16 protein-coding genes are annotated in these 15,258 nt (G+C 64.1%); 10 read left to right on the top strand and 6 right to left on the bottom strand.

Features of this window, described 5'->3' with window-relative positions:
* Positions 1-14: 14 nt before the first annotated feature.
* Both KBB96_RS16515 and KBB96_RS16510 read right to left on the bottom strand, forming a co-directional pair.
* Positions 15-2,069, bottom strand: a complete 2,055-nt coding sequence (locus KBB96_RS16515) for a glycosyltransferase (protein WP_211630598.1) — start codon at positions 2,067-2,069, stop codon at positions 15-17.
* A gap of 56 nt (positions 2,070-2,125) precedes the next feature.
* Positions 2,126-2,455, bottom strand: a complete 330-nt coding sequence (locus KBB96_RS16510; protein WP_211630597.1) for a hypothetical protein — start codon at positions 2,453-2,455, stop codon at positions 2,126-2,128.
* A 9-nt stretch (positions 2,456-2,464) separates the two neighbouring features.
* Here KBB96_RS16510 and KBB96_RS16505 point away from each other — a divergent pair, with 9 nt between their 5' ends.
* Positions 2,465-3,727 carry a Glu/Leu/Phe/Val family dehydrogenase gene (locus KBB96_RS16505; protein ID WP_226373563.1) on the top strand — a complete coding sequence of 421 codons (1,263 nt, stop codon included), beginning with the start codon at positions 2,465-2,467 and terminating at the stop codon, positions 3,725-3,727.
* A gap of 323 nt (positions 3,728-4,050) precedes the next feature.
* A complete protein-coding gene (locus tag KBB96_RS16500) occupies positions 4,051-5,022 on the top strand; it encodes an MDR family NADPH-dependent oxidoreductase (protein ID WP_211630596.1) in 972 nt (323 codons plus the stop codon).
* A gap of 12 nt (positions 5,023-5,034) precedes the next feature.
* On the opposite strand, the gene KBB96_RS16495 is transcribed toward KBB96_RS16500, so the two are convergent.
* The 3 genes from KBB96_RS16495 to KBB96_RS16485 are packed head-to-tail and all read right to left on the bottom strand — an operon-like array spanning position 5,035 to position 8,327.
* On the bottom strand, positions 5,035-6,216 hold the full coding sequence (locus KBB96_RS16495; RefSeq protein ID WP_211630595.1) for a prenyltransferase/squalene oxidase repeat-containing protein: 1,182 nt from the start codon (positions 6,214-6,216) through the stop codon (positions 5,035-5,037).
* Positions 6,213-7,610 carry a permuted SH3 domain-containing protein gene (locus KBB96_RS16490; protein ID WP_211630594.1) on the bottom strand — a complete coding sequence of 466 codons (1,398 nt, stop codon included), beginning with the start codon at positions 7,608-7,610 and terminating at the stop codon, positions 6,213-6,215. Before KBB96_RS16490 ends, KBB96_RS16495 begins: the two co-directional genes overlap by 4 nt.
* A gap of 42 nt (positions 7,611-7,652) precedes the next feature.
* Positions 7,653-8,327: a hypothetical protein gene (locus KBB96_RS16485; protein ID WP_211630593.1), complete on the bottom strand. Its 675-nt coding sequence runs from the start codon at positions 8,325-8,327 to the stop codon at positions 7,653-7,655.
* A 49-nt stretch (positions 8,328-8,376) separates the two neighbouring features.
* Here KBB96_RS16485 and KBB96_RS16480 point away from each other — a divergent pair, with 49 nt between their 5' ends.
* Together KBB96_RS16480 and KBB96_RS16475 are read left to right on the top strand one after the other, a co-directional pair.
* A complete protein-coding gene (locus tag KBB96_RS16480; protein WP_211630592.1) occupies positions 8,377-8,901 on the top strand; it encodes a hypothetical protein in 525 nt (174 codons plus the stop codon).
* Between the two features lie 40 nt (positions 8,902-8,941).
* Positions 8,942-9,232, top strand: a complete 291-nt coding sequence (locus KBB96_RS16475; protein WP_211630591.1) for an NINE protein — start codon at positions 8,942-8,944, stop codon at positions 9,230-9,232.
* Positions 9,233-9,368: 136 nt separating this feature from the next.
* Here KBB96_RS16475 and KBB96_RS16470 read toward each other — a convergent pair whose 3' ends face one another.
* The gene (locus KBB96_RS16470) at positions 9,369-9,644 is read right to left on the bottom strand and encodes an HU family DNA-binding protein (protein WP_211630590.1); all 276 of its coding nucleotides are present in this window, start codon (positions 9,642-9,644) and stop codon (positions 9,369-9,371) included.
* A 226-nt stretch (positions 9,645-9,870) separates the two neighbouring features.
* On the opposite strand from KBB96_RS16470, the gene KBB96_RS16465 reads away from it, so the two are divergent.
* From KBB96_RS16465 to atpA, 6 genes are all read left to right on the top strand, one after another.
* Positions 9,871-11,199 carry a YiiX/YebB-like N1pC/P60 family cysteine hydrolase gene (locus tag KBB96_RS16465; protein ID WP_211630589.1) on the top strand — a complete coding sequence of 443 codons (1,329 nt, stop codon included), beginning with the start codon at positions 9,871-9,873 and terminating at the stop codon, positions 11,197-11,199.
* Between the two features lie 137 nt (positions 11,200-11,336).
* Positions 11,337-12,230: a F0F1 ATP synthase subunit A gene (gene atpB, locus KBB96_RS16460; protein WP_211630588.1), complete on the top strand. Its 894-nt coding sequence runs from the start codon at positions 11,337-11,339 to the stop codon at positions 12,228-12,230.
* Positions 12,231-12,303: 73 nt separating this feature from the next.
* Positions 12,304-12,534: an ATPase gene (locus KBB96_RS16455; protein ID WP_211630587.1), complete on the top strand. Its 231-nt coding sequence runs from the start codon at positions 12,304-12,306 to the stop codon at positions 12,532-12,534.
* 84 nt (positions 12,535-12,618) lie between these two features.
* Positions 12,619-13,200 (top strand): F0F1 ATP synthase subunit B, encoded by a 582-nt coding sequence (gene atpF / locus KBB96_RS16450; protein ID WP_226373562.1) that lies wholly within the window; start codon positions 12,619-12,621, stop codon positions 13,198-13,200.
* 28 nt (positions 13,201-13,228) lie between these two features.
* The gene (locus KBB96_RS16445; RefSeq protein WP_211630586.1) at positions 13,229-13,621 is read left to right on the top strand and encodes a F0F1 ATP synthase subunit delta; all 393 of its coding nucleotides are present in this window, start codon (positions 13,229-13,231) and stop codon (positions 13,619-13,621) included.
* Positions 13,622-13,672: 51 nt separating this feature from the next.
* On the top strand, positions 13,673-15,214 hold the full coding sequence (gene atpA / locus KBB96_RS16440; RefSeq protein ID WP_211630585.1) for a F0F1 ATP synthase subunit alpha: 1,542 nt from the start codon (positions 13,673-13,675) through the stop codon (positions 15,212-15,214).
* The last annotated feature ends 44 nt before the right edge of the window (positions 15,215-15,258 follow it).

The following is a 15,258-nucleotide window of genomic DNA, read 5'->3' as shown; positions in this document are numbered from 1 at the left end:
AAGGAGTTAAGCCTTCAGAGGCGGAGATCGGGAGTAAAATCGCCCCAGATGCGGACGAGCGTGCGCTTGCCGGGGCCGTCGCCGGATTCCGTGGCGAGCAGCAGGCGGGTGCCGTTTTTCTCCACGTCCCAATCGTCGGTCGGGCCGCCGGGTTTCCAGCCATCGGCGAGCAGATCGCGGAGGAAGCCGTCGCGGGTCTTGCCCGCTTCGGACCACAGCTCGATTTCCCGGCCGGGTTCCGGAGCGCGTTTACACGTCCATGGCGAACGCCAGGTCCAGATCCGCTTCCGTTCCCACGCACGCACGCGCGGCTGCAGCCAGGTGAGGAAGGCGAGGGAGCAGCGCGCCCGGGGTGAGTCGAACCGGGGATCGATCCCGCGCAGAGGCATCATGCGGTCCACCACCGACTGGTAGCCCGCGAGACCCATCGGTCCGTGGTAGATGATCGAGTCGCTGCCAGCGCGCAATGGACCACCATTGTAAACGAAGCCGTGCCAGATCGCCTCGCCATTTGCGGTGAAGCGGCGCGGGTGTTTCTCCAGCAGCAGCTTTTCCGCGCGACCGTAGCCGCGTTGCTGGCGGAGGAAGGCGCGGAATGACGGCCGCCGCCAATGCCAGACGAACGCCCCCGGAGCGAACCCGAGATGGTAGCCCGCATCCCGCATCCGCCAGCAGAAATCGACATCGTCTCCGGCGGTATGGAAGCGTGCATCGAAACCGCCGATCGCATCGAAGGCTTCCTTCGTCACCGCGATATTGCAGCCGGGCAGGTGTTCCGCCTCCTCGTCATCCAGCATCACGTGACTGGGTGCGCCGGGAGCGGAGGAAACCACGGCCTCGGTGCAGGAGCGCGCTGGAGGCGGCAGGTTTGGTCCACCGGCGGCGGCGAACCGCCCGGAGGAGAAGACCCGGCGCAGGCGCGAGACCCATTCGCGGTCCGGCTCGCAGTCGTCATCGGTGAAGGCGAGGATCGTGCCGGTAGCGGTGGCGGCACCCGCATTGCGTGCGGCGCTCAGACCGCCGGGTGGCAGGCGCAGCAACGTCATTTCCGGAAAGTGGCCATGTACGAAGTTTCCCGTACCATCGGACGAGCCATCATCGACCACGATGGTTTCGAAATCGGAATCCGTCATGCGCGCGATGGCTTCCAGACAGCCACCGATGCGCTCCCGACCATTGCGGGTGCAAACGATCACCGAGATGCGTGGCACGCTGCGGGGCGGGGCAGGGGAGCTGGCGAAGGCTTCGGTCACTGCGGCCAGCGCCGGTTTTGCGGTGCCGTCACGCCGGATCAGGCCGAAGTCCCAGTCGAGCACCTCCGCGCCGGCGTTCCACCAGCGGTCGCTCCAGGCATAGGCGGTGAAGCCTGCGGTTTCCTCCTCGCGGGCGAGCCGGATGGCGGCGGACAGCATCGCGGCCTGCCGCTCCTCGCCATTGCGGCGGGTATCGAGGCCGAATTCGGAAATCACCACCGGCCGGTCACCCGCGATGTGGTGCAGGCGGCGCAGGTAGCGGCGCAGCGCGGGCTCGTCCTCCAGATAGACATTGAAGGCGGTGAAGTCCGCATTCTCCGGCTCCAGATACTCCGTGCTCGGATAGTTGCCGTAGGCGAAAAGCAGATGGGGCCCCAGCGAACGGCCCAGCGTGATGAGCTCCTCCAGCGTCTCGCGGACCTTGGCCGGGCCCATCCAGCGGGCCAGATCGGCGGGCACTTCGTTGCCGATGTAAACTCCCGCGAGCGCTGGATGGCCGGTGATGTCCCGCAGGCCTCCGGCCAGATCCACGCGGGCGGTGGCGAGCAGCTCGGGGCGGCGGAAGAAATCCATCGAGGATGCCCATTTGAGACCGCCGAAGACCCGCAGGCCGTGGTGCAGCGCTGCATCCAGCAGGTGGGGCGGCGGCATCTGATAGAGCCGCAGTGCGTTGAAACCGGCCGCGGCGATGCGGGCGAAATCCGGATCGAACGAAACCGGCCACCCACCCGGGAACGGTCCATAAGTGACCGCCCGGACGTGGACACGATCCTCCCCGGCGCGGAAGAATTTCCCGTCGGTTTGGAGGCGTTCCATCGCCGTCAGGCTAGGGGCTGGGCGACGTGGGGCGCAAACCCGTTCTTTGGGAGCTTTCAAGCGGCCAGGAAGGCACACAAGGCGAGCAGGAGCAGCAGGCCACAAAGCCGGTCATAGCGTTCCTTGAGATCCGTGTTTGTCTGGCACTCGGCCAGCACGCCAAGCATGACGGCTCCAATCACGCTTATGGTGGCGATGCCGTAACCACCGAGCTTGATCGGCAACTGGTCGTGAGTGCAGCCGCCGGACAGCAGAATGAGTACAAACATCCATCGCACGGGACAGTTTCCAAGGATTTCAAGGGCAAGGCGATTCCAATCCACCGGGATGCGGTGCCGACCTTGTTTCCTGAACGATTCGGTTGCTTCGGAATGAAGCTTGTTCATACAAGAACCATGCGACAGGAGCTGCTTCAGAACCCCGTGTTCTCCATGGCTGCCGCCCAGTTCGACCGGGTGGCGGATTTCCTCAACCTCAATGACGAGCTTCGCGAGCGCTGCAAGTGGCCGAAACGGCTGATCAGCGTGACCATGCCGGTGAAACTCGATTCCGGCGAGGTGAAGGTGTTCTTCGGCCACCGCGTGCAGCACCACCTCACCCGCGGCCCGGTGAAAGGCGGCCTGCGCTACCATCCGGCGGTCGATCTCGGCGAGGTCGCGGCGCTGGCGATGTGGATGAACTGGAAGTGCGCGCTGATGGATTTGCCATACGGTGGTGGCAAGGGCGGCATCACCTGCGATCCGCGCTCGATGAGCATCGGCGAGCTGGAGCGGCTGACGCGTCGGTTCACCATGGAGATCCTGCCATTCATCGGACCCGAGATCGATGTGATGGCGCCGGACATGGGCACCAACGAGCAGACGATGGCGTGGATCACCGACACCTATTCCACGCATGCGGGCTACCTTGTGCCATCCATCGTCACCGGGAAGCCGCTCGGCCTGCAAGGGTCCGCGGGTCGCGCGCAGGCGACCGGTCATGGCGTGGCGTTCCTGGCCTCCAGCGCGCTGCACAAGAACAACCTGCCGGTGGAGGGAGCCAGCGCGGTGATTCAAGGCTTTGGCAACGTGGGCTCGCACACAGCCTACACGCTGGCCAGCTACGGTGTGAAGATCCGCGGCATTTCCGATGTGCAGGGCGCGATCTGGCACGACCGCGGCCTCGATGTCCACGCGTTGCGCGAGCATGTGGCGAAAACCGGCACGGTGGTCGGCTTTGCGAATGCGGAGCCGATCGATCCGGACCAGCTTCTGTGCCAGCCCTGCGACGTTCTTGCGCCTTGTGCGCTCGACCGCGTGATCACCGGCGACAATGCGGGCAAGCTCCAGTGCAAGATCCTCGCCGAAGGCGCGAACGGTCCGACCACTCCGGAAGCGGATGCGGTGCTCGACCAGCGCGGTGACATTCACGTGATCCCGGACATCCTTTGCAATGCCGGCGGTGTGACGGTGTCGTACTTCGAGTGGGTGCAGAACTTCCAGCACTTCCAGTGGACCGAGCGCGAGGTGCTCTCGAAGCTGGAGACGATGCTCCAGCGCTCCTTCGAGAAGGTGACGTCCTTTGCCGCGCGGCAAGGCGTGTCCCAGCGTGTGGCGGCGCAGTCGATCGCGATCAAGACGGTGGCCGATGCCAAGGCGCAGCGCGGGATGTTCCCGTGATTTTACCATTCTGTGCTGACTGGCGTAATGGAATCTTCGCACCAACGGTGCGACCTATACCAGCCAGGGGTGCAAACCCCTGGCAAGTGTGGCCCGGATTTCTGCGTCCTGTAGGGACGCTCCATGAGGGGAGGGCACAGTTTGAACTATGAGCGTTGGCGATCCAACGCAATCCACCCATATGGGGCGTCCTTTCAGGACGCGGGTCATACACCGGCTCGACCAGGGGTCTCCGACCCCTGGCTGGTATGGGCCGCACCGTTGGTGCGAAAGAGTGGTCAATCGGGGTTTGCCCAGATGTCGATTCCGCCTAGCTTCCTACCATGAAGCGTCTCGCCTTCTCCCGTTTCGGACCGCCTCCGGAAGTACTGGAACTCCAGTCGCTGGAACTGCCAACACTGGCGGAAGGCGGGGTGCGGTTGAAGATTCTGGCCGCGCCGGTGAATCCCGCGGACCTGAATTTCATCGAGGGCACCTATGGTATCAAGCCGGAGCTGCCCGCGGTGTCCGGCATCGAGGGCTGCGGGGAAGTGGTGGAGAGCCGTGATGCACGGTTCGCGCCGGGGGACCATGCGATTTTCCTGCGGCGTTCCGCCACCTGGGCCAGCCACGTGCAGGTCCCGGGGGATGTTCTGTTCAAGGTGCCCGCCGGGATCGATCCAAAGCAGGCGGCGATGCTGAAGGTGAATCCGGCCACCGCATGGCAGCTACTCACCGGCTTCCAACGGCCGGAGCCCGGTTCGTGGATCGTCCAGAATGCGGCGAACTCCGGGGTGGGCCGCTGCGTGATCCGGCTGGCGGAGTCCATCGGTGTTCGTACGATGAACTTCGTACGTCGTCCCGAACTGGTGGAGGAACTGAAGGAACTGGGTGCCGATCATGTCGTGGTCGATGGCGAGGAAGGCCTTCGGGAAGCGAAGCAGGTGATGGGGAAACCCGGCGCGGCGCTCGGTTTCAATGCGGTCGGAGGAGAAAGCGCGCTGCGCGTGATGAACCTGTTGGCGTCGCATGCGATCCACATCACCTATGGCGCGATGGCGCGGCGGCCGCTGACGATTCCGAACGGTCTGCTCATTTTCAAGGATCTCCGGTTCCGCGGCCTGTGGATCACCAAGTGGATCGAGCAGGCGTCGGATGCGGAGATCGCGGAGGTGTACGGCCGTCTCGCGGAGATGACGTTGTCCGGTGGGCTCGTCCAGCCGGTGGACGCGGTGTATCCGCTGGAGGACTACCAGTCGGCGCTGGTCCGGGCGAACGAAGGCGGACGCTCGGGCAAAGTACTATTTGTCCCGTAACGGAAACCCGCGCTACGGCTTCATCGCCTCGCGGCACCAGGCGAGGCTCATCAGCGCGTAGCCGGTGCCGTAGGAGCGGTGGTAGTTGTAGAGCGGATAGTCCCACCACGAGCCGTCCTTCTGCTGGCGGGTGAGGAGCAATCCCGAGAGGCGCTTCGCATAGGCCGCCTGCTTTTCCTTCGGCAGGAACTTCGCGGACTCCGTGAAATAGTAGATGCCGTAGTAGTAGAAGTAGCCTGCGATCTGGAACGGCGCTTCATGCGGCACCGGGCGCTCGCGGCCGTTGTCGAGGAAGCCCTGGCGGTCGAGGAAACGCCCGGCCCAGGTATCCAGCACTTCATTGGTCACCAGCTTGTCGCCATCGTAGGTCCGCAGAGCGGCATTGCAGGCCTGCGAACGGCCGAGCGATCCCGCTGGGCGGTTGATCGGCGCCCGCGGATGGTACACGAAGCTGAGCGAGTAGAGGTAGGAGAAGTCCGGCGTCCGCTGGCGGCGCAGCGATACCAGCGCGTGCTCGACCAGCTTGTCATCCAGTTTCACGTTCATCACACGCTTCGCCTCGGCCATCGAGAGAAGTACGGTGGCCGTCGTAAATGAGGTCGGGGTGCCGGACGGCTTCTTTGTCGTCAGGTCGTCGAAGAGATCGAGATAACCCCAGCCGCCGTTGACGTCCTCGGAGCGTCCGACCAGTTCGATCTGTTCCTGGCCGAGCTTCTGCCACTCCGCTTTCTTCGCCGGATCGGTCTCATGTTCCCAGAAGCGCGTCATCGCGCGCAGGCCGTAGGCGTGGCCCCAGACATTGTAAGTCGTGGTCTGATCGGCGCGGCGCAGCTTCGGCAGATTTTCGCGCGTCCATGCGGCGGCCCTGTCGAGTGAGGCTTTCACCTCCGGGCGGTCGTCATGGCTGTCGAGCAGGCCGGACATCGCGAGGCCGGAGGCTCCGGCGCGGAACGCGTGGTGGGCACCGGGAAGCGGCGCATAGATGTTGAGATCCTTGGTCAGGGTGGGACCGCCCCAGGAACCGTTCGGGTTCTGGTTCGCCACCAGGAAGTCGACACCGCGGCGGATGGCGGCGTCGATGTTTTCCTCGGTGGCGGGAACGGGTGTGAGTTCCCGCACCTTGTCGCGCGACGGTTCGTCCTCACCGCGGACGGCGGCGAGCAGCAGGGCGGAGATGACCAGCGGGCGGATCACGGGATCACGACTTGTCCGGCTTCGAGGCCGGACAGGATCTCGGTTTGGTCGCCGGAGAGGCGGCCGCGTTTCACCGGGCGCGGAGCGGTCTTGCCGTCGGCGAGCTTCACCGTGACGGTCCAGCCTTCTTTGGACGGTTTGACCGCGGATGCGGGAAGGACGACCGTGGAAGGATTTTCGTACGAGATCACTCGTACTTGAGCGGTGGTACCGGGAACGGGAGGAGCTTCGGCGGGCCAGTTCGCGGAAAGGTCCACGCGGTAGCGGCCATCGGTGCCGGGGGTGTCCGCCACGTGTTTCACGGTGGCGGTGGCGGCGAGATCCTCGCGACCGGGCAGGGTGGCGGAGCCGGTGGCGTCCTTTGGTAGGGAACGGGCGGTGGCTTCATCGGCGAAGGCGATGAGACCCAGCGGCGCCCCTGCGGGAATGAAGGTGGCGAAAGCTTTCCGGGGCGCGATGGAACCGTGGGGTACCAGCGCTTTCACCGAGTCACCGGTGGTCCAGCGGCCATCCTCGATGGAGCCGTAGTAGAACCATCCGGCGGCGGGAGCCTTGATTGGCACGGTGGCCTTGCGGGCTTCCTCCAGTTTGGCGAGGTCGTCCTTCTGGCGGCCGAGAGCGGTCCTCGCGTTGGCGACCTCGATCTCCTTGAGTTGGATCTGGCGGGGAAGATCGGCCTCGGTCTTCGCGAGGGTCAGCGTGGAAGACTTCGCCGCGGCATCGTATTCCTCGGCCTGGCGGGGGAGGGTGGTTTCCAGCACGCGCTTGTTGTCCATCTCCGCCATCCGTGTGGCGAACTCGGCGCTGGCCACCGCATCGCGCTGGCGCACCAGGATGATCTCCTCCGTTTCCTCGGTGAGATCATCCGCCTTGTACATCTTCTCGAGCTGGCGCAGTTCCTCGCGGGCGTTTTCGAGCTGCTGCCTGCTGCGCTTCAGCGTTTCATTGGAGCGCTCCTCCTGGGCCTTGCGGCTGATCTGGCTGAAGTACGCGAGGTCGTCCGTGGCATTGCGCGCGCCGCGTTTGGCCGCATCCAGTTTCAACAGGTAGTTGTCCTTCAGCGAACGCAGGTCGCTCTCCGATTGCGCGAGCGTGAGCGTGGCGCTGTCGAAGGCCTTGCGGCTGTCCTCCAGCTTGCGGTCGAGGCTGTCATTGTCGAATTCCACCAGCACGTCACCCGCATTCACGCGGCTGCCGTGGGCGGCGATCGATTTGATCTCGAATGCGGCCCAGCCCTCGGCCTCCAGCTTGAGAACCACGGGTGCGGCGGGCAGCGCGGTGGCGGCCAGCGTGCGCTCGATGGTGAACGGCTTCAGCTCAATCGTGATTTCACCCGGCGGTGGAGCCGCAGCAACGAGGGACGGAAGCAGGGCGGCGGTGGTGAGCAATCGCATGGTCGCGGGATGTTGGATTTTCGCAGACGTGTTCTCCTCTCCTTACTCCGGTTTTCCCTTCCGCGCCAGCCAGACCGGCAGGAGCCGCGGGCGCTTGGCGGTGGTGGAGGAGGGGACGCGGTGCTCGATCACGGTGAAACCGGTGCGTTCCAGCGTGCGGCCCAGCGAGGCCAGCTGACGCGATGAAGCGACCGCGAGCAGGCCGCCGGGTTGCAGCGCATCGTAGGCGGCGGTGAGCCAGCGCTTGTTTTCCACCACGGATTTTCCATCGGCACCGATCGGAGCGGTTTCGGTGTGGACGATGATCGCATGGAGGGTGCCGCGGTGCGTTCCGAGGCCGGAGGCGCTGGCGTCGGTTTCCTGTTGGACGCGGGTGTCCTTCATGAACGCTCCATCCGGGAAATAGGCCTTCTGCCATTCGACCAATTCCTGCTGGGGTTCGGCCACGAAGAAGGTGGCGCGCTTCTGGAGCAGCGAGTCACAGGCGGCGGCGAGCGCCTGTCCCAGTCCGAGGCCACCGAGCCAGATCTTCGGCTGGCGGACCGGACGGAAGGGCGCGCAGGCGAGACGGGCGCATTCTTCCTCCGCGGTGCGGGTGGAGGCTCCGGCGATTTGTTGGCCATGCACCACCAGTGCGTGACGGCCGTCGTGTTCCTGGAGCTCGAGCGGGGTGCCGTCCGCGAGCGTGGCCGTGGCGAGAATGATGCGTGGTTTCATGGCGAGGAGACTTGCGGCTGCCCGCAGGCGATAGTAGAAGAAAATGCGTATGTCCATTGATCCTTCCATTCCACCACCCACGCCACCGCCGTCCATTCCCGCGGTGCCGCCGCCCACCGCCGCCTCCGAGGCGGCTCCAGCCGATGCCCCGCCGGCCGCGCCGGGCGCTCCGGAGACCCCTGCTCCCGTGGCGCCCGCTGCTGCCGTCGCAGCTCCCACGGATGAGAAAACCATCGCGATCGTCAGCTATCTCTGGATCGTCGGCTTCGTCATCGCCATCGTGATGAACAAGGATAACAAGAAGCCCGGTCTCGCGACTTTCCATCTTCGGCAGATGGCTGGCCTGCTGATTCTTTCGATCGGCGGCTGGGTTGTTTTCCAGATCATCGCCGTGGCGGTCCACAGCAGCACCGTCCTCTCCATGCTGGTGGGGCTGGCGAATCTTGGTTACAGCCTCGCGCTGTTCGTCCTCTGGCTCATTGGCTTCATCGGAGCCATCAACAGCCAGCAGAAGTCCATCCCGGTGCTGGGGCCGATCATCCAGGACAAGCTCAAGGGACTTTTCTCCGCCTGATCTTGCCGTGCTCTCCTCGAATCGTTAGAAACGCGATCGTATGTCAAACGACCCTTCCTCTCCCGAGCCGTCGCCGGCTCCGACCCAGGCTCCCATTCCCGGTGCGGACAAGAAACTGCTGGCAGGCCTGCTTGGCATCCTGCTGGGCTGGACCGGCGCGCACAAGTTCGTGCTGGGTTACCAGAAAGAAGGCATCATCCAGCTCATCGGCAGTGTGGTGACCTGCGGCATCGGCGGCATCGTCGGTATCATCGAGGGCATCATCTATCTCACGAAGTCCGACCAGGAATTCGTCGATACCTACATCAAAGGCCGCAAGCCTTGGTTCTGATCGCGGAATGCGGGATTCCGTGATCCGGCACCATCCGCTCATTCCGATTCCAAAAAGAAGACCCCGGCCGTGAGGCCGGGGTCTTTCATGTCGGGTTTTTATCAGGAATTATATAGGGCAGGCCTGATGGCCGGAATTACAGACCACTCTTGAGAGTGGAGGAAGCCTTGAAGCCAACGGTTTTGGAGGCGGCGATCTTCATGGACTCGCCGGTCTTCGGGTTGCGGCCGAGACGCGCGGCGCGCTTCTTCACTTCGAAGGTGCCGAAACCGATGATCTGGACCTTCTTGTCCTTCTTGATGCCTTTTTCGATGGCACCGAGAACGGCGTCGAGGGCTTCGTCAGCGGCGCGCTTGGTCGCGTCTTTTCCGAGGGCTTTCTGGATGGCTTCAACGAGTTCAGCTTTATTCATGGCGACGCTTTTTCTGCGAACCTTGTCGAATGTTTGCAAGAGAATTCCGGTTTAAAAATTCCCTACGGGCGGCTTGACTTCCGGGCCGGACGGCTCCGCGGACATGCCCGCGGATGCCCGTGCCGGGCGGGCCGGAGAACGTTAGGCGGACCTGTTAGATTCTGTTAGAAATGCGGCCTGTTGACCTCCGGGACGGGAGCGTGCAGAACGGCGGACGATGGAACCGATGGACGAAATCATCCGCCGCCACGTGCCGGTGATCCTCGCGGCGGCCCGCGCATTGCCGGATGAGGAGGGTTTGTCCGCGGAACTGGGGCAGGTGCGCGCCGCTTCGGAGCGCGGCTACTTCCTGCCGGCCGAGGACGAGGCGGTACGACTACGATACATGCAGTACTTGGCGGTGCGCTCCGCCCTGCTGGCATCGCTGGCGGAGGTGTCCGCCGCCGCGGACCACCGCGGCTGGGAGGAGGGATTGCCCGCGTTCGCCACCGCCTTCGCGGCGGCCTGCGTGCTGGCGCGGGCGGCGAAGTTCACCAGCGATCTCGCGAACCGCCACCCGGTGCTGTGGAAGAAGCTGGACGAGGACGACCTGTGCCTCGGCCTGCCGCGGAAGACCTTCACGCGTGCCTACAAGGAATCCGTCTTGCCGCTCACGCTCGCGCGTTTCCAGGCAGCGGTGGAGTTCCACGGCATCCATCGTACCAGGATCCATGCCCTGCGTTCCGATCCGCTGCTCGCGCCTGTGATCGATCTCCTCGAATCGGAAGAACCGTGGATCGAGTCCGGCCGCCGCGCCGCGGTCCGGAGGCACTTCCTCTACCGGATTTTCTCGTTCCGCCGCCGCCATCGCTCGGCGTGGCGGAAGGTCATGTTCGGGATGTTCGAGGCCGCGGGCACCGCCATCGCCGATCTGCACATGCCCGGCATCAAGCCCGCGGGTGCGCCGAAGCGCCTCGGCCCGGAACTGCGCGCCGTCCTCGCGCCCCACCTCCGCCCCGGAGATGTGATCGTCACCCGCCATGATGACGCGGTGAGCAACCTGTTCCTCCCCGGATTCTGGCCCCACGCCGTTCTCTACCTCGGCAGCGCCGAGGAACGCGCTGCTCTCGGCGTGGAATCGCCCGCTCACGGCGGCGGCACGGTCCGGTTTTTGGAATCCAAGAAAGACGGCGTCCGGTTCCGACCCATGGACGAAACCCTGGCGGTGGACGCCTGCGTGGTGATCCGCCCGCCATTGGAGGGCGATGCGGTGGCAACTGCGCTCCGCCGCGCCATGTCCCACGAGGGGAAATTGTATGACTTCCTTTTCGATTTCCGCTCCGCCGACCGGCTGGCCTGCACCGGGGTCATCTACCGCGGATTCGATGGCATCGGACCGGTGGCGTTCCGTTTGAAAGAGGTCTCCGGACGGCTCTGCCTGCCTGCGGAAGACCTCCTCGATCAGGCTCTGGAATGCGGTTTCCAGGTCGTGGCGGTCTGTGGAATCGGGGAAAATCCGCTGCTGCTGGGCGACCCTGCGGAGCGGGCGTTCCGGGCCTCCCGGAGGGCCTCCTGATTCCGTCGCAAGCCACGGATTATCAAGCCACCTGCGGAGCTTGTGAAATTTTTCACAAATGCGTTACAATTAGAACTTGCATGGCGCGTCAGCCCTACCTATGCACCCGGGCGCCCGCCGCAAACGGGCCATTCCGCATGCGCTTTCTCACTTCCACCCTGTCCGTCTGGCTCCTTGCACTCGGTTCCGCCCTTGCGGCACCTGAGGCCGCTCATCAGGGGCACGATCATCTACCGGCGCATGCCGAGCAGATTTTCAACATCGGGCCGTTCATCATCACGAACTCGATGCTGATGATCTGGATCGTGGCCGCGGTGCTGATTCTCGTGGCCCAGCTTGCCACGAAGAAGCTCTCGCTGGTGCCATCCGGCCTTCAGAACGGTGTCGAGTGGGTGGTCGAAAGCCTCTACAACTTCCTCGAAGGGATCCTCGGCAAGCACCTGGTGAAACGCACCTTCTGGTTCTTCGGCACGATTTTCATCCTGATTCTCGCCTCCAACTGGTTCGGTTTGATTCCGGGCGTCGGCACCGTGGGTTGGGAGCTTTCCGGTCCGGGCGCGGATCCGCACGATACCTTCCGCCCGTTCCTGCGCGGCGGCAATGCCGACCTGAACATGACTGCGGCGATGGCCTTCACCTTCGCGCTGCTCTGGTTCTACTGGGCGATCACCGAAAACGGTCTTAAGGGTTTCTTCGCCCACATCTTCGCGCCGAAGGGCAAGTTCGGCGGCATCATGGCGGCGTTCATGATTCTGGTGTTCGCCTTCGTCGGTGTGCTGGAAGTCGTTTCGATCCTCTTCCGCCCGGTGGCGCTGACCTTCCGTCTCTACGGCAACATCTTCGCGGGTGAAAACATCCTCGAAAACATGATGCAGGTGGTGGGTGACAAGACCTATCTCGCCTGGCTGCCGCCGCTTCCCTTTTACTTCATGGAGCTGCTCGTCGGCCTGATCCAGGCCCTCGTGTTCATGCTTCTCACCGCCGTCTTCCTCAAGCTGATCTGCGATCACGACGAGGAGCACGCCCACTGACCCCCTTTTCCGGCCTGACCATGGCAAAGACCGTGGGGGCCGGGAGAAACCACAACACAAACGATCCAAGACCATGGAAATCCTCAACCTCCTTGCTGAAGTCGGCCTTCGCGGCAACTTCCACGTCGCTCTCGCCGCCATCGGTGCCGCCATCGGTATCGGCCTCCTCGGCTCCAAGGCCGCTGAAGCCACCGGCCGCAACCCGGGTGCCGCCGGTAACATCCTGACGCTGTCGATCATTCTCGCCGCGCTCATCGAAGGTATCGTGTTCTTCTCGATCTTCCTCGCCAACAGCGCGCAGTAAGTTTCGCACCGGCGCGGGAGTTCCAGCAACTCCCGCGCCAATTCCTCTTCTGATTTTCCCTCTTCATCCCACCACTCTGATTCCATGATGTCCTTCATTCACATCCTTGCGGAGGTCGCTCCTCATGCCGAAGCCGAAGCGCACGGTGCCGCTGGTGGTGGTGGCGTGGGTGAAATCTTCAAGACGTTCCACGTCGAAACCCCCTTCTTTGTCAGCCAGGTCGTCAGCTTCCTGATCGTCGCCTTCCTGCTCAAGAAGTTCGCCTTCGGCCCGATCCAGGCCATGCTCGAGCAGCGCAAGTCCCGCATCGCCGAGGGTGAGGCCAATCTCGTCCGCATCCAGCAGCAGCTCGCGGATTCCGAGAAGCACACCGCCGAGGCCATCGCCAAGGCCAACTCCGAGGCCCAGCGCCTTGTGAACGAGGCCAAGGAAAGCGCCGCCGCCTTCTCCGAGCAGAAGTCGCAGGAAGCCATCGCCTCCGCCCAGCAGATTCTCGTCAAGGCCGAGGCCGCCGCCCGCGCCGAGCGCGAGCAGATCGCCGCCGACCTGAAGCGCGAGTTCGGCCGCCTCGTCACCGCCACGACCGCCCAGGTCACCGGCAAGGTGCTCAATGCCGACGACCAGAAGCGCATCAACGACGAAGCGCTCGCCACCGTCGAAGCCTGATCCCCTCCCTTTTTCCCGCCGCGTCGCCATGAAGATCTCCAAGACCGCCACCATCGCCGCCCGCCGGATTTTCCGCTCCTGTCAGACCGCCGCCGGTCTGGACGAGCCGAAGCTCTCCGCGGCGATCCGTGAGCTCGTGGCGACTCAGCCGCGCGACTACCGCGGCATCCTCCACGGCCTCAAGCGCCTCGTGCGCCTTGAGGTGGAGCGCCGCCAGGTGACCGTCGAAAGCGCCACCGATCTCGATGCCGCCTCCCGCGCCCGTGTCGAAGCCGGTCTCACCGACAAATACGGCCACGGCCTCACCTTCGAATACCGCGTCAATCCCGCCCTCCTCGGCGGTCTCAAGGTCCGCGTCGGCAGCGACGTCTTCGACGGCTCCGTGAAGGGCCGCCTCGACCGTCTCGCCCAAGTCTTCTGATCCGCCCGTTTCCCACGTCCACCAACTTCCCACTCTCAACCCGCCACTCCCATGAGCAGCATCCTGCAGGAACTCGAAAAGGAAATCGCGAACGTCGCGACCTCCGTGAACAAAACCAACGTCGGTGTCGTCCGCCAGGTCGGTGACGGCGTGGCCCGCGTGGAAGGGCTTTCCGACGTCATGCTCAACGAGATGATCTCGTTCCCGGGCGGCGTCACCGGCATCGCCCTCAACCTTGAGGAAAGCGAAGTGGGTGTCGTGCTTCTCGGCGAGTACAACGCGATCGCCGAGGGCGACGAGTGCTCCGCCACCGGCAAGCTGCTCTCCGTGCCGGTCGGCCGCGCCACCTTCGGCCGTGTCGTGAACGCCTTGGGCGCTCCGATCGACGGCAAGGGTGAGATTGCCGCTTCCGCCCAGTATCCGATGGAGAAAATCGCGCCGGGCATCATCAAGCGCAAGTCGGTGTCCGTTCCGGTCCAGACCGGCATCATGTCCATCGACGCCATGATCCCGATCGGCCGCGGCCAGCGCGAGCTCATCATCGGTGACCGTGCCACCGGCAAGACCACCATCGCGGTGGACACCATCATTTCCCAAGCCAAGCAGAACAAGCTGGCCGAGCAGGGCAAGCTCCAGAACTTCAAGCCGCTCTACTGCATCTACGTCGCCATCGGCCAGAAGCTCTCGAACGTCGCTCGTATCCAGAAGACCCTCGAGGACGCCGGTGCGATGGAATACACCACCATCGTCTCCGCCACCGCTTCGGACGCAGCCGCCATGCAGTTCCTGGCTCCCTACGCCGGCTGCGCCATCGCGGAATACATGATGGACCAGGGTGAGGACTGCCTCATCGTGTTCGATGACCTTTCCAAGCACGCCGTGGCCTACCGCCAGGTGTCCCTGATCCTGAAGCGCCCGTCCGGCCGCGAAGCGTATCCGGGTGACGTGTTCTACCTCCACTCCCGCCTGCTCGAGCGTTCCGCCCGTCTTTCCGACGCGGCCGGTGGCGGCTCCCTCACCGCCCTCCCGGTCATCGAGACCCAGGCCGGTGACGTGTCCGCCTACATCCCGACCAACGTGATCTCCATCACCGACGGTCAGATCTACCTCGAGACCGACCTCTTCTACCAGGGCATCCGCCCCGCCATCTCGGTGGGTCTCTCGGTGTCCCGCGTGGGTTCCGCCGCCCAGACCAAGACCATCAAGTCCGTCGCCGGCACCACCAAGCTCGACCTCGCCCAGTTCCGCGAGCTCCAGGCCTTCGCTCAGTTCGGTTCCGATCTGGACGCCTCCACCAAGAAGAAGATCGAGCGCGGCCAGCGCATCGTCGAGCTGTTCAAGCAGAACCAGTACTCGCCGCTCTCCATGGAGATGGAGTCCGTCTACCTCTTCGCCATGCAGAACGGCTACTTCGACGATGTTGCCGTGTCCGATGTGAAGCGCTTCCAGAAGGACCTCGGCGAGTTCTTCGAAACCCGCAAGACCGACCTGCTCGACAAGATCCGGAACGAAAAGCCGGACCTCAAGAAGGACGCCACCTCCGTGGGCGCCGTCAAGCAGGCCATCGAAGACTTCAAGAAGGGCTGGAAGTAAAGTTAATGGTTATGGGTTGGAGGTTATGGGAGGGGGCCACGGTC

It is taken from the genome of Luteolibacter ambystomatis, assembly GCF_018137965.1.
GTDB classification, from domain to species: domain Bacteria; phylum Verrucomicrobiota; class Verrucomicrobiia; order Verrucomicrobiales; family Akkermansiaceae; genus Luteolibacter; species Luteolibacter ambystomatis.
The sequence above is the reverse complement of the archived record's forward strand: the minus strand, read 5'-3'. Positions and strand labels throughout refer to the sequence as shown.